This is a genomic window from Pontibacterium sinense, from assembly GCF_015209595.1.
GTDB lineage: Bacteria > Pseudomonadota > Gammaproteobacteria > Pseudomonadales > Balneatricaceae > Pontibacterium > Pontibacterium sinense.
Genome location: NZ_JADEYS010000009.1, coordinates 83,643 through 96,697 on the forward strand (window position 1 = coordinate 83,643; position 13,055 = coordinate 96,697).

At 50.3% G+C, this 13,055-nt stretch carries 13 protein-coding genes; 3 read left to right on the top strand and 10 right to left on the bottom strand.

Annotated features, from left to right (window positions below; translation table 11 throughout):
• Window positions 1-67: 67 nt before the first annotated feature.
• From IOQ59_RS10485 to IOQ59_RS10505, 5 genes are all read right to left on the bottom strand, one after another.
• Window positions 68-1,396, bottom strand: a complete 1,329-nt coding sequence (locus IOQ59_RS10485) for a TRAP transporter large permease (RefSeq protein WP_193953242.1) — start codon at window positions 1,394-1,396, stop codon at window positions 68-70.
• Window positions 1,397-1,433: 37 nt separating this feature from the next.
• Window positions 1,434-1,949: a TRAP transporter small permease gene (locus IOQ59_RS10490; protein WP_193953243.1), complete on the bottom strand. Its 516-nt coding sequence runs from the start codon at window positions 1,947-1,949 to the stop codon at window positions 1,434-1,436.
• Between the two features lie 11 nt (window positions 1,950-1,960).
• On the bottom strand, window positions 1,961-2,986 hold the full coding sequence (locus tag IOQ59_RS10495) for a TRAP transporter substrate-binding protein (protein WP_193953244.1): 1,026 nt from the start codon (window positions 2,984-2,986) through the stop codon (window positions 1,961-1,963).
• A 377-nt stretch (window positions 2,987-3,363) separates the two neighbouring features.
• Window positions 3,364-3,759, bottom strand: coding sequence for a hypothetical protein (locus IOQ59_RS10500; RefSeq protein ID WP_228050833.1), 396 nt, complete (start codon window positions 3,757-3,759; stop codon window positions 3,364-3,366).
• Window positions 3,760-3,775: 16 nt separating this feature from the next.
• Window positions 3,776-4,558: a Phenylacetic acid catabolic protein gene (locus tag IOQ59_RS10505; protein WP_193953245.1), complete on the bottom strand. Its 783-nt coding sequence runs from the start codon at window positions 4,556-4,558 to the stop codon at window positions 3,776-3,778.
• Window positions 4,559-4,855: 297 nt separating this feature from the next.
• Between IOQ59_RS10505 and paaX the strand changes: the two genes are divergently transcribed.
• From paaX to IOQ59_RS10520, 3 genes are all read left to right on the top strand, one after another.
• Window positions 4,856-5,776 carry a phenylacetic acid degradation operon negative regulatory protein PaaX gene (gene paaX, locus IOQ59_RS10510; protein WP_193953246.1) on the top strand — a complete coding sequence of 307 codons (921 nt, stop codon included), beginning with the start codon at window positions 4,856-4,858 and terminating at the stop codon, window positions 5,774-5,776.
• Between the two features lie 181 nt (window positions 5,777-5,957).
• On the top strand, window positions 5,958-7,271 hold the full coding sequence (locus tag IOQ59_RS10515) for an FAD-dependent oxidoreductase (RefSeq protein ID WP_193953247.1): 1,314 nt from the start codon (window positions 5,958-5,960) through the stop codon (window positions 7,269-7,271).
• A 41-nt stretch (window positions 7,272-7,312) separates the two neighbouring features.
• On the top strand, window positions 7,313-7,984 hold the full coding sequence (locus tag IOQ59_RS10520; RefSeq protein WP_228050834.1) for a DUF2889 domain-containing protein: 672 nt from the start codon (window positions 7,313-7,315) through the stop codon (window positions 7,982-7,984).
• A 97-nt stretch (window positions 7,985-8,081) separates the two neighbouring features.
• On the opposite strand, the gene IOQ59_RS10525 is transcribed toward IOQ59_RS10520, so the two are convergent.
• The 5 genes from IOQ59_RS10525 to IOQ59_RS10545 all read right to left on the bottom strand — a co-directional run bounded on the left by IOQ59_RS10525 (window position 8,082) and on the right by IOQ59_RS10545 (window position 12,763).
• On the bottom strand, window positions 8,082-8,516 hold the full coding sequence (locus tag IOQ59_RS10525; RefSeq protein WP_371871856.1) for an NfeD family protein: 435 nt from the start codon (window positions 8,514-8,516) through the stop codon (window positions 8,082-8,084).
• Between the two features lie 21 nt (window positions 8,517-8,537).
• Window positions 8,538-9,449 carry an SPFH domain-containing protein gene (locus IOQ59_RS10530; protein WP_193953250.1) on the bottom strand — a complete coding sequence of 304 codons (912 nt, stop codon included), beginning with the start codon at window positions 9,447-9,449 and terminating at the stop codon, window positions 8,538-8,540.
• A gap of 145 nt (window positions 9,450-9,594) precedes the next feature.
• Complete coding sequence (paaY, locus tag IOQ59_RS10535; RefSeq protein ID WP_193953251.1) at window positions 9,595-10,221, bottom strand: phenylacetic acid degradation protein PaaY; 627 nt, start codon at window positions 10,219-10,221, stop codon at window positions 9,595-9,597.
• Window positions 10,222-10,372: 151 nt separating this feature from the next.
• Window positions 10,373-12,043 (bottom strand): phenylacetic acid degradation protein PaaN, encoded by a 1,671-nt coding sequence (paaN, locus tag IOQ59_RS10540; protein ID WP_193953252.1) that lies wholly within the window; start codon window positions 12,041-12,043, stop codon window positions 10,373-10,375.
• Window positions 12,044-12,316: 273 nt separating this feature from the next.
• Window positions 12,317-12,763, bottom strand: coding sequence for a flavodoxin domain-containing protein (locus tag IOQ59_RS10545; protein ID WP_193953253.1), 447 nt, complete (start codon window positions 12,761-12,763; stop codon window positions 12,317-12,319).
• Window positions 12,764-13,055: the final 292 nt, after the last annotated feature.

Consider the following 13,055-nt stretch of genomic DNA (forward strand, 5'->3'; position numbering starts at 1 on the left):
TTTCCTCTGTCTCTTATCAAACAGAGTGATATGACAAGGGGGCCCTCAGGCCCCCTCGGGTATAACGTTATCTATATAAAAGCTCAGGCAGGAACAATGAGATAGGCGCGATCAGCGTTACCAGAATCAAGCGCACAATATCAGCGCACCAGAACGGGGTTACACCCTTAAAGATGGTGCTTGCCTTAACATCCCGCAATACGGCACTAAGAACGAAGACGTTCATACCCACCGGCGGCGTGATCAGACTAATCTCTGTAACAACCACAACTACAATACCGAACCACACCAGATCAAAACCTAAGCTATGAACCAATGGGAAGAAGATCGGCACCGTCAACAGCATCATCGACAGACTCTCAAACACCATACCCAGTACGATGTAGATACCAAGTATCGCGAAGATAACCATCATCGGCGATACATCCAAGCCCTGAACGAACGCCAGCAAATCAGATGGCAGACCCGCACGGTTGATGAAGTTGGAGAAGATCAGTGCACCGATCAATACACCAAATAGCATCGCAGAGGTACGACCCGTATCGGTCAGAATGTCGAACAGGCTGGCAAACGTCAGCGTTTTACGGGACAACGCGATCAGGAATGCACCGCCGGCACCGATACCTGCGGCTTCTGTCGGCGTGAAGATACCCATATAGATACCACCCATCACGATGGTAAAGAGGATCAATACACCCCAAACACCGTTCAGTGCTTCCATACGCTCAGGCCAGGTCAGCTTTTCACCGCATGGACCCGCTTCAGGTTTACGCCAAACTACATACCGCACAGCACACAGGTATAAGAGAATACCCATAAAGCCTGGAATAAAGCCGGCAGCAAACAACTCACGAATACTTGTTTCAGTCAGCAGACCATAAATCACCAGAATAACGCTTGGCGGGATCAGAATACCCAGCGTACCACCCGCTGCAATTGACGCGGTTGCCAGAGAATCTGCATAACCGTATTTACGCATCGGAGGCATGGCTACCTTAGCCATCGTCGCAGAGGTTGCCAGACTTGAACCACAGATCGCAGAGAAACCGCCACACGCAACAACCGTTGCCATGGACAGACCGCCCTTCCGGTGGCCTAAGAAGGCATTGGAAGCACGGTATAACTCATGGGACAAACCGGACTTGGTGACCAGGTTACCCATAAGAATAAATAGAGGAATAACGGACAGACTGTATTCCTGCGCGGTATCAACCACACGCTTAGCAGCCATGGACAGTGAACCTGTCCAGCGGAAGTCGCCCATGTTGTCAAAGGTCAAACCCTGCATGTACGCAAAGCCGAAGAAGCCCACGATCCCCATGGAAAACGCAATCGGGATACGCACGATGACGATCAGGACCAACAGAATAGCAAAGCCGATCAGTGCTACTGTCATGCTGAAATTACCTGTCTAACTTTATAATAATCGTTATTTAGTCACGAGAGAGGAACAGGAGGCGATATACGCCATAGGTGATCATTGCACCTGCTGTTACCCAGCTCATCACAGCAATGTACTGAATAATGAGACCCACCGGCAGTTCGAGGTATTCAGTTACCTCATCGCGACGCATTGAACGCGCTGCCAGAAAATAGATCCTCTCACCCAGAAAATAGAGAGATGAAGACATCAGAAATGCGGACAGTAAGCCCAGCACTTTAAGAAGCACGCTACCCAGCATGCGATCAAGAATATCAACGACTACGTGGCCACCCCGCCAGGTAATAACTGGCATTTCAGCAAAGACCAAAATGGCGATGCCGATCTCTGTCAGCTCTGTGGCGCCATCAACGGAGTTGTCAAAAAAGTAGCGGCCGAATACGTCTGCACACGTCAGAACCATCAGCAGAAACAGCGTAACAGCAGCTACCAACTCCAGAGCAAAGGCCAGCCATTTGACTGGCCCTTTCTCTTCGTAGTGCGCTGTGACCCAGGCACTAAATGACATACGGTGACTCCTTATTTACCGTAAGAGCGAGCGATGGAACGCAGCTCAGTCAGAGCAGCTTTCGCATCTACGCCACGATCAGTAACGTGAGAGACCCAAGCGTCGTCCATACCTTTAGCCAGACTCTTGAATTCTTTCGCCATTGCACCATCAGCAGCCACTTCGTTCAGGTTCACGCCTGCTTCTTTAGCAGCCACGTAACCTTCAGCATCACCTGCATCCCATGCGCGACCTGCCAATGCAGACAGTTTCTCACCAGAAACGCTCATTACAGCCTTACGATCTTTCTCGCTCAAGCTATCCATGAAGTCAGGGCTCAGGAACATAGAGAAGCTACCCAAGTACATACCACCTGGCAGTGCAACTACGTTACGAGCAACTTCTTTCAGACGCAGTGTTTTCTGCTCACCCATAGGGATGAAAACACCATCGATAACGCCCTGCTGCATCATTTCGTATACTTTCGGAGCCGGTGCACCAACAGCGGTCACGCCCAGACGCTTACCGATTTCACCCTGAACACCACCGCCGATACGGATTTTCTTGCCTTTAAGGTCAGACAGGGAATCGATTGGCTTAGCCATGTGAATCTGGCCAGGACCGTGAGTGAACAGCGCCGCCAGTACCAGACCGTCGTGCTCGTTCGCTTTGGTGAAGTATTTTTCGTTTACGCGCCAGTGAGCAATAGAAGCGGCTTCAGCGCTCACGCCCAGACCTGGCTGCTCAACAACCTGAGTCAGCTTGAAGCGACCCGGCACGTAACCGTGGTAGCTGAAGCTTGCGTCTACAACACCATCTTCAACCAGTTCGAACATGGTTTTTGGGTGACCCATGCCATATTCGATTTTAATTTTTACTCGACCTTCGGTCGCTTCCTCAACCCACTTGCCCCAAGTAGGCCAAACAACAGCATTTTGAGGATGAGTCGGCGGCAACCAGCTTGCTACACGCATGACAGTTTCTGCCATTACGGAAGTGGACAAAGTCAGACCCAAACCTACAGCTGCAGCTGTTTTCAGGAAATTTCTTCTTATCATTGGTTTTCTCTCCTGGCTTTAAAGACACGCTTAAATGCGTGGTTTGCTTATTGTTATATGAAGTAAGAAACAGGTAATACCTGTTGGGTCCTGTTATACCAGCATTAAACTGACGGAACCCTGAACATCGAGCATAACTCAGGTTATGCTACAAACGAAGCACCCGATGCATCAAACTTTGTATCAATTGCCATTCGTAAAACATTCGGGGTTAAACGAGGCCACAAATATTGATCGCAATCAAAGATACTCCACTTCCATCATCGGCAGAAGCCGAAAATGGATCATAAGACTCTTTCCTTTAAGGAAAATATACAGTTGAGCCTTAAATATTAATTAACATATTAACTAATATCAAGACCCAATTGCACTTTCCACTACCAATAAACATCCTTTAGTACATCGGCAAGCTTTTCACGCGCTTCACCAAAGTGATTCACGCTGTCTTCATATGCATCCCTTGCCAATGTATAGCGCTCCATCTGATCGGTATTAATACCTTTATAGAGATCAGCCTGAACAGCACGACACTCTTCAAAGAATCGATCTGCAATCAGACGGCGGCGCATATAAATTTTTGCAGCTTCCTGCTGACTTGGTCGCATGTCGGCGAAATCTGATACGTCAGGAAACTCCGCCGTAGCGAAGTCCCCTTTCAGCAGCGCCCACATCCCAGACCAGTCTTCCTCAGCACCATCAAATGCTTTGTAGCCGAATTTGGCCAACACACTGACATTGCTTTCAACTAATTTATCTGGAGATGGGATAATCATGATTAAACCCTCTTAATCACTCTACGCCGTAACCTACGCGCATGTCGTAGTTTGGCTCAACACCTTGCGGCAGTACGAAACCGATATCACCCAGACGGTCTTCCAACAGCTCCAGATATTCAGCCTGCAGCTCTTCAGGTGTTTTAACCTTCAGACCATATTCGTGGTAGATATCAAACATCTCGGACTTCTTGCCACCTTCAGAAGGACGGCCGTAGAAACCCAGACCAACCTGCATGAACTTAGCAATACGCTCCTGCATGAATTCACGGGTTTTCTCACCACCAAATTCGATACAACGCTTGGATGCCCAAACGCCAAATGCCAGATGACCGTGCTCTTCTTTATGGATGCGCACGTTTACACGCGCCCATGGCAGGTAAGAACACTCACGGTACTGACCCAGGAATGCTACAGCCGCAGGAGTTACTACGGTTGAGAACAGGGCAACATCTTCCCAGCACTCGAACCAGGTAGACCAGTTTTCTTTACGGAAACCGTTGATCACGTTGACCTTGCTTGAATCTGGATTCTCCGGATTTGATGCCAGCTCGTGCAGACGTGAATCAACATCAACGTCCAGATCACGCAGCAGGTTCCAGATGTAGTAGCCGTGACCCATCTCTTCCATGACTTTTTTGGAGAGACGGTACGCTTCTTCCGGGCGTGGCGCGAAGCGATGGTTTTCAGCTACACGCTGAGCACCGGCGTATTCAGAATCAGCCTGAAACGTCATCAGGTTGATCAGACACTCTTTATAGTGCTCTGGCAGTTTATCGCCCTTATCGTAAGTCTTCATAAACGGTTATCTCCGATTGTTCTGAGCAAAACGCACATTAACTAACTAACGCAAACCTAACAGCGCCGCTCTCCCAATCCCGCTCACCCAAAGTGACACAAAATTCGACGCCGAAATCAAAATTAGTGTATCATTCACTGCATGTCAACCATTTGTTGAGGCCACCATTGTCCAGCACGACACCACCTATTCAGTTGAAGGTGGCCGCGGGACACACTAGAATTCCCTGTAAATTAAGGGCTTGCGGGATATTCATCCTGCCTGCAGTCAACAACAAATGATTTGCAGATTTTTTTGATGACAAAACTTCGCTGTATCGAAGAACTCGTAGAAGAGTTCAAAAACCAGCGCCCGATCCGCGGCGGCTCGCTAATCATTACTATTTATGGTGATGCGATCTCCCCGCGAGGCGGTACTGTCTGGCTTGGCAGCCTGATTAAACTGCTTGAGCCACTCGGTCTGAATCAGCGACTGGTGCGTACATCTATCTTCCGATTGACCAAGGAAGGATGGCTGACCTCAACGCAGGTTGGTCGACGTAGTTACTACAGCCTGACGGATACCGGGCGTCGTCGATTTGAGAGCGCATTCCGTCGTATCTACGCCGAACTCTATCCAGAATGGGATGGAAAGTGGGATATGGTCATTACGACACAATTAGATGTCGAGCTGAGAAAGGTTGTCAAAAAAGAACTGGAATGGCTCGGTTTTGGTAACATTGCACCCAGTGTCATGGCGCATCCCATGGCAGAAATGGCAGAAGTAAACAGCACCCTGCAAGAGTTATGCGTCAATGGTGAAGTGATCCATATGGAGTCACAACTCATTGGCACACAAACCTCCGCACCGCTCAAAGAACTGGTGCACGAGTGCTGGAACCTGCAGCAGCTGGCTGAAGACTACCAAACCTTTCTGGAGCGCTTTCGCCCTATCCTTCGCGCACTGGAAAGCGCGGAAGAACTGGACCCGGAACAATGCTTCCAGCTGCGGACACTGATGATCCATCACTACCGGCGCGTCCTGTTACGTGACCCGCAGCTACCAGAAAAATTGCTCCCTGCCGAATGGGCCGGTACCTCAGCCCGCATTCTGGCACGCAACATATACCGCATGGTGCAGGTAAAAGCGGAAGAATATCTGTCAGTAACGCAGGAAACAGCCGATGGCCCACTGCCAGAAGCAGCACCGCGTTTCTATAAACGATTTGGTGGCCTTTAATGGCCCCATCGGTCGCTCCCCGACCCTCTGACAATACGCACATTTAGCTAACTAGCCGCAATACTCCGGCTAAAACCGATGACATCTTTCGCACAGATGAATACACGGTAGCCGGAACCCAAACATAATAAGAGACCCGGATCTCACAGATCCGGTCACGATTTACCCCGGAGACAACGATATGATCAACATCGCTATCATCGGTAGCGGCCCGTCAGGCTGCTATATTGCGGATATGCTTTCTAAAAAGGTGGCCGATGCTCAGGTAGACATTTTTGACCGCCTCCCAACGCCTTTTGGACTCGTGCGTGCAGGTGTTGCCCCTGACCATCAAGGCACCAAAAACATCGTCCGTCAGTTTGAGCGTACCTTTTCCCGTGACAATGTACGCTTTGTCGGCAACGTAAATATTGGCGACGATATCACCTATCAGGAATTGAAAGACCATTACGACGTTATCGCAGTCACTATCGGCGCCTTACAGGATCGCGATCTGGGCATTGATGGCGAAGACCTGAACGGTGTTTACGGCTCAGGTGCGTTCGTGGCCTGGTATAACGGCCACCCAGATCACGCCGATCTGAACCCTAAGCTCGACAGCTCAGGGATCGCAATCATTGGCAACGGCAACGTTGCACTGGACATTTCCCGCATTCTTGCAAAAACAGATGCAGAGATGGGAAGCTCCGATATCACAGCCGATTCCGTGGCAGCGATCGCTGAATCGCCGGTACAGGATATTTATCTGATCGGTCGCCGAGGCCCAGTTGAAGCCAGCTTCACGAATGCGGAACTCAGTGAATTTGCGGAGCTGGATCGCTGTGTAGCATTGGTTGATTCCGCACAACTGCCTGCTGCACTGCCCGAAGACTTCGACCCGAAAGCAGCGAAAGCTATCGAGAAAAACTTGGAAACTTTGCGTGGTTATGCCGAAAACGCAACGGATTCCAAACCGGTTCGCTTGCATATTATGTTCTGCGCGTCCCCGACGGCTATCCTGGGTGAACACGGCACAGTAACCGGCTTACGTCTGGAGAAAAATCAAATTACAGACGGCCGTGCAACAGGCACTGGGGAAACCTTTGATCTGAACGTACAAACAGTCATCTCTGCCATTGGTTACCGCAGCCAATCGATTGAAGGCATGCCATTCGATGAAGAACGCGGCATCGTCAGCAATGAAGATGGACGCGTAGAAGACGGCGTCTACACCTCTGGCTGGTGCAAACGTGGTCCTCAAGGTGTTATTCCTGCCAATCGGGCAGATTCTATGGGTGTTGCTAAACAGATTATTGCCGATTTGGAAGAAAACATGCCCGCTGGAGACAAAGCAGGCTTTAATAAAATTGCTGCATTGTTGGATGAACGCAACGTACGCACGGTCGCTTTCTCTGACTGGCAGACGATCAATGAAGCAGAAGTCAGCCGTGCACAAGGCGACAAACCTCGCGAGAAGTTCAATCGCATTCCTGAAATGCTGGCGCTTCTCGACTAAGTTCAGCAACCGCTAAAGAAACAACATCAAGCCGCCAGGCAATGCCTGTGCGGCTTTTTAGCTATCTGTATCAGAGTAAGATCATCATGCCATTACCCACCCCTGCAAACCGAGTTCAACAACACACCCGACGCGTTATCTGTGAAGGTTATAAGCGTGAAGATGGCTTGTGGGACATCGAAGGCCATCTACTTGATACTAAGAACTTTGCCATTGAGCTCAAGGATCGTGACGATGGCATACTGGCCGCAGGCGAACCTGTCCACAACATGTCAATCAGGCTCACCATCGATCTGGACCTGAATATACTCGACGTGGCCGCCAGTATGGACGCAACCCCTTTCCGGGGCTGCCCAAGTATTACCAGTGCATATAAACAACTTATAGGCACTCAGATAAAACCTGGCTTCACCAAACTCACGCGCGATATGTTCAGCGGTGTACATGGCTGCACCCACCTGCTTGAGCTACTTGGTCCTGTTGCAACAACAGCATTCCAGGCAACCCACCATGAACGAGAAGCGCTCGAAGGGTGGTCTGATGGAGATCAAAAGCCACCGATGCTCGATACGTGTCACACCATGGATTCTAAAGGTGCCGTTGTACAAACCTATTGGCCACACTTTTACCAGCCAGAAGAAGAGAACCAACAGCGCAATACGGACGCCCACATCATTGCCACAGAAAACATAGAGGCAATAACGGGCGGATAAGCGCTCGGAGATGGATTAAACAGAGATGGATCTAGTACAAGAGAGGTGAAGCGGCCCGACATCATCGGTACCGCTTCATGCAAGATATGGGTTTAACCTAAGCGATCGAACGAATTTTCAGCGTCATCCCTTCACTGCCAAAAATTTCTACTTTTGCTCCGGCCTCTAACTCATCATCGGCCTCAGCCTTCCAGAGCGTGTCTCCCACACGGATACGCCCCTGACCACCTACCAGTGCTTCCTCCAACACCAGACGGCGACCAATCAGCTGAGCGGCACGATCATTGAGCAGCGGCTCGGCTGATTTGTCATTGAAACCGCGAAACACCTTCCAGTACACCAACGTAAAGACAACCGACAGCAAGGAAAAGACCAGCAGCTGATGCTGCCACTCAGGCAGAAGCTCCAGCGCAACAATCCCGGACATACCAAATGCAGCCACGGCAATGCCCAGCAGAAAACCGCTGGTACCGAGAACTTCCAAAATGAGTAGGACAACGGCCAATGTCAGCCAGTGCCACGTGTTAATCACATCAAACAACGGTACGCTCCACTAGTTCTTCACAGACTTGAGTATCTCACCGATACCCGCCACAGACCCGATGACGCTACTTGCCTCCAATGGCATTAGTACAACTTTCTCATTGTCAGCAGAAGCGATCTGCCCCAAGGCTTCGACATACTTCTGCGCGACAAAGTAGTTTAACGCTTGCGGATTACCTTCGCTAATCGCTTTGGATACCATGTCGGTCGCGCGGGCTTCGGCCTCTGCCTCACGCTCACGGGCTTCAGCCACACGGAACGCCGCTTCTTTCTCACCTTCTGCGATCAGAATTTGCGCCTGACGCTGACCTTCAGCCACCTTGATCGCAGCCTCACGCTCACCTTCTGCCTGCAAAATAGCCGCACGCTTTTCACGTTCCGCTTTCATCTGGTTAGCCATCGCATCAACCAGATCCTGCGGTGGAGAGATATCACGGATCTCAACTCGGGTCACTTTAACGCCCCACGGGTCCGTCGCCTCATCAACCTTTGCCAATAGCTGACTATTGATAGTGTCACGATTGGAGAGCATGGCATCCAGCTCCAGAGAACCCAGAACTGCACGAATGTTGGTCATAACCAGGTTCTGCATCGCACGGTAGAGGTCGTTTACCTCATAGCTCGCCTTTGCCGCATCAAGAATCTGAAAGAAGCACACTGCATCTGTCGTCACCTGCGCATTGTCGGCGCTGATCACTTCCTGTGGTGGTACATCCAGTACCTGCTCCATCATATTCTCTTTGCTGCCGACACGATCGATCAACGGAATGATCAGGTGAAGCCCAGGTGCTATCGTTCGGGTATAGCGCCCAAACCGCTCAACCGTCCAGTTGTACCCTTGCGGCACCATCTTTACACCCGAGAAAATCAACGCGAGCGCGAAGACAACAATAACTCCAACTGAAATTTCAAAGCCAAACATCACAACATCCTTATATCGGTTTTTGACGGAACGGAAGCAGTCAATTGAAATGATTACACTTTTTGTAGCTACGCAATCAAATCAAGCGCTACTCCCTAGCTCTGTATAGCAGTATATGGAGGCAATTTCATGGCAAAGGTGTAACTTAATCGGCTTTTTGAGACTGCTGTTCTTTCAACTTATAGAGCGGAATGACTTCGTCAACATTGATCTCAAGGCGCTTACGATCCGCCTCAACCTCAGTCAGAGCATCCACCTCTTCCATGGTATTCAGGCTGCGTACGGCCAGATCCTGATACTGACGCGTACCTGCGCTTTTCCAGGAAATTTCACCTTCTGACAGCTCACGAATCACTTTCGCCGGCGAACCTGCCACCAGCGTGCGGTCAGGCACTTCGAACTTCGCTTTTACAAATCCCATCGCAGCTACGATAGACGACTCACCCACCACAGCACCGTCCATGATCACTGCATTCATTCCCACCAACGCATTCTTTTTAATAGTGCAGCCATGCAGCACCGCACCGTGCCCAATATGGCCATCTTCCTCTACAACCGTATCGCTATTAGGGAAGCCGTGCATGACACAGGTATCCTGAATATTGGCACCCTCTTTCAGCACCAGACGACCAAAATCACCCCGCAAACAAGCAGCAGGTCCTACATAACAACGTGGACCAATAATGACATCACCAATTAATACAGCGGTCGGATGCACATAAGCTGTCGGATCAATAACCGGCGTAATGCCATCGATAGCGTAAACTTTCATTCCATATCTCCAAACACAAAAAAGAGGGCTCTGCCCTCTTATAACATGACCCGAAAGTCGGGAATACCCTTATAACAATTCGATGACAGAGCAATATGACCGAAGACGGTCGTGCAGCAATAAATACCGCCCTATCATGATCAATGACTCATTATTTCGGGTGACGACGGCTCTGCACCACGCGGAAGCGGTTTGCAACGTAGGCCAGATCCGACAGACACGCATTTGCCGCTGGGTTGCAGCCGGTTGCGTGGAAGTCAGAGAACGCAGCACTCTGGTTTACGAAGACACCGCCGGTCAGGTTGCAGGACAACGCAACGCCCGCATCCAGAGAAGCTTCTTCGATCTGATCTAGTACATCGTCGCTGGAAGAGTAGCAACCCATGGTGATCGCACCGTGGTTCTTCACAGCTTTGTTCGCCAGCGCAATACTCTGCTCAGTGCTGTCAGTCTTGATCACGAAGGAGATCGGACCAAACAGCTCTTCCATGTAGGTCTCTTCTTTGTCTGCATCGATGGTCATGATCAGCGGGCTGTGTACACGCGCATCTTTGAACCATGGGTTTTCCATCGGCTCGGAATCGCGAACGACAGTACCCAGACCTTTGCTGTCTTCAATACGCTGCGCGGTTACAGGCGCCTGAATCGCACCCAGCACCATTGCAGCACGCTCAGGGTCGGACAGGAACTTAGTCACGCCGGTAGAGATCGCTTCAGCCACTTCATCGAAGGACTTGTGACCCAGATCGGTCTCGATACCGCCCGCGGGTACAAAGATATCCTGCGGCGTGGTGCACATCTGGCCGGAGTACAGGCTCAGAGTGAAAGACAGGTTACGCACCATGCCTTTAAAATCATCCGTGGAATCGATGACGATGGTGTTCACACCCGCTTTCTCGGTATACACCTGCGCCTGCGGACAGTTGTTTTCCAGCCAGTCACCAAACCAGGTGTTGCCGGTAAAGTCGATCAGACGAACTTCATCACGCTGTGCCAGCTCCATGGTGCATGGCTTGGTTGCGTCTTCGTCGATAACCATAGAGACAAGGTGTGCCGGCAGACCGTTCTCTACCAGAACCTCCTGCGCAATCTTGATGCTGATTGCAGCAGGCAAGATGCCTGCAGGGTGTGGCTTAACCACAACCGGGTTGCCGGTTACCAGAGAAGCAAACAGACCCGGGTAGGTGTTCCACGTTGGGAACGTGGAGCAACCGATCACCAGACCGACACCACGGCCGACCACGGTAAATTTCTTATCCAGTACCAGCGGATCGTGCTTACCCTGCGGTTTAGTCCAGGTTGCAACACCCGGTGCAGAGGTCATCGCTTCATAGGCGTAAGCCACCGCTTCCAGACCACGGTCCTGTGCGTGTGGGCCACCGGCCTGGAACGCCATCATGAAACCCTGACCGGAGGTATGCATGACGGCGTAACCGATCTCAAAACTGCGCTTGTTAATACGCTCCAGAATTTCCAGACAGATGCCAGCACGGGCTTCAACACCCACATCACGCCATGCTTTCTGCGCGTCTTTCATCGCTGGCAGCAGAACATCCAGATCAACCAGCGGGTACTGAACGTCCAGATCAAAACCGTACGGGGATTTTTCGCTGCCCGCAGTGCCAGTGATACCCGGCATATCCAGCTCAAACGCCTGACCGATATACGCTTTGAAGGCGTTCTCGCCGTCTTTATTCGCAGTTTCGCCGTATTTACGCGGACTTGGATTTTCCGGGTAAGGGCTGAAGTAATCACGTGAGTGAATGGCGTTCAATGCACCCTTCAGGGTGTCCTGGTGTTTCTCAAACAGGTTCTGGCTCATAATAAATCCCACTCTGTACCGGTTCTGCTGCATCACAAAACCGACAACCGGTTGATAATAGCTACTTGTTATTGTTCTGATGACTTAACGCGCTTTCGCATTATTGCGGAATACGATTTATAAGCAATGCATGTTTCGACACGCGTTTCGTTTGATACACCATTTATGGGGTATCAGGTACAGAAAAGGCCACACCTAATGGGTGTAGCCTTTTGATATTCGTTTTCGACGCATAGTCCATCTTAAGAATGCGGCGGCGTTTACAACTTTTTACTACAGCTGTTCTGCCCAGTCACGTACCCAATCACGCGCATCTTCATCAGGCAAAGGCTGAGTACAAGCATCAACTTCAAAACGCTCGCCTACGCGCACCGCACCTAAGCTGGCTAACAACGCATCCACATCTTTGCCAGCCTGACAAAATGTCTGGTGGTAGGTTTGATCACCCAGCGCAACGACGCCGTATCGAATGTGAGACAGATCCGGTTTCTGTTCCTTCAATGCATCACACAGCGGAATGATGTTATCTGGTAGCTCACCATCTCCATGTGTTGAACAGCTGATGATCAGCACATCGCGGCTGGAAAAATCCAGCTCGTCATAGTCTGGCTCTTCGTGCAGCGCGACCTCATGTGCTTCTTCCAGCACCTCTTGCAGTGCGTCAGCCACCATTTGTGCATTGCCTGATTCAGTACCTACCAGAATCGCGATATCTGTCATAAACCCTCGCCTACCCTTTTATTCTGCTTAATCTATGGGCTTCTATTTAATGCCAATAATCCAAACGATACACCAAACTTTATGATACGAAAAGTTTATTATCAATTAATATTCTTGTATCTCTTTTGGTTTTTGGGTTAACCTTGCGTTATGACAGGTTATTGCTTTGACTGGCCGATTGTCTGAACACCGGATCTGTGCCAAAAGCACACATACACCCCCACTGTGGTAACAGTCAGAGCAATCATGGTCCAAAAAAATAATGACATAGGCGCGCAACCGCATACGCGCT

What these genes read in the sequence shown, in the direction of transcription:
- IOQ59_RS10485 (WP_193953242.1), bottom strand. Translation starts at nt 1,396, where the DNA reads ATGACAGTAGCACTGATCGGCTTTGCTATTCTGTTGGTCCTGATCGTC.
- IOQ59_RS10490 (WP_193953243.1), bottom strand. Translation starts at nt 1,949, where the DNA reads ATGTCATTTAGTGCCTGGGTCACAGCGCACTACGAAGAGAAAGGGCCA.
- IOQ59_RS10495 (WP_193953244.1), bottom strand. Translation starts at nt 2,986, where the DNA reads ATGATAAGAAGAAATTTCCTGAAAACAGCTGCAGCTGTAGGTTTGGGT.
- IOQ59_RS10500 (WP_228050833.1), bottom strand. Translation starts at nt 3,759, where the DNA reads ATGATTATCCCATCTCCAGATAAATTAGTTGAAAGCAATGTCAGTGTG.
- IOQ59_RS10505 (WP_193953245.1), bottom strand. Translation starts at nt 4,558, where the DNA reads ATGAAGACTTACGATAAGGGCGATAAACTGCCAGAGCACTATAAAGAG.
- paaX (WP_193953246.1), top strand. Translation starts at nt 4,856, where the DNA reads ATGACAAAACTTCGCTGTATCGAAGAACTCGTAGAAGAGTTCAAAAAC.
- IOQ59_RS10515 (WP_193953247.1), top strand. Translation starts at nt 5,958, where the DNA reads ATGATCAACATCGCTATCATCGGTAGCGGCCCGTCAGGCTGCTATATT.
- IOQ59_RS10520 (WP_228050834.1), top strand. Translation starts at nt 7,313, where the DNA reads ATGCCTGTGCGGCTTTTTAGCTATCTGTATCAGAGTAAGATCATCATG.
- IOQ59_RS10530 (WP_193953250.1), bottom strand. Translation starts at nt 9,449, where the DNA reads ATGTTTGGCTTTGAAATTTCAGTTGGAGTTATTGTTGTCTTCGCGCTC.
- paaY (WP_193953251.1), bottom strand. Translation starts at nt 10,221, where the DNA reads ATGAAAGTTTACGCTATCGATGGCATTACGCCGGTTATTGATCCGACA.
- paaN (WP_193953252.1), bottom strand. Translation starts at nt 12,043, where the DNA reads ATGAGCCAGAACCTGTTTGAGAAACACCAGGACACCCTGAAGGGTGCA.
- IOQ59_RS10545 (WP_193953253.1), bottom strand. Translation starts at nt 12,763, where the DNA reads ATGACAGATATCGCGATTCTGGTAGGTACTGAATCAGGCAATGCACAA.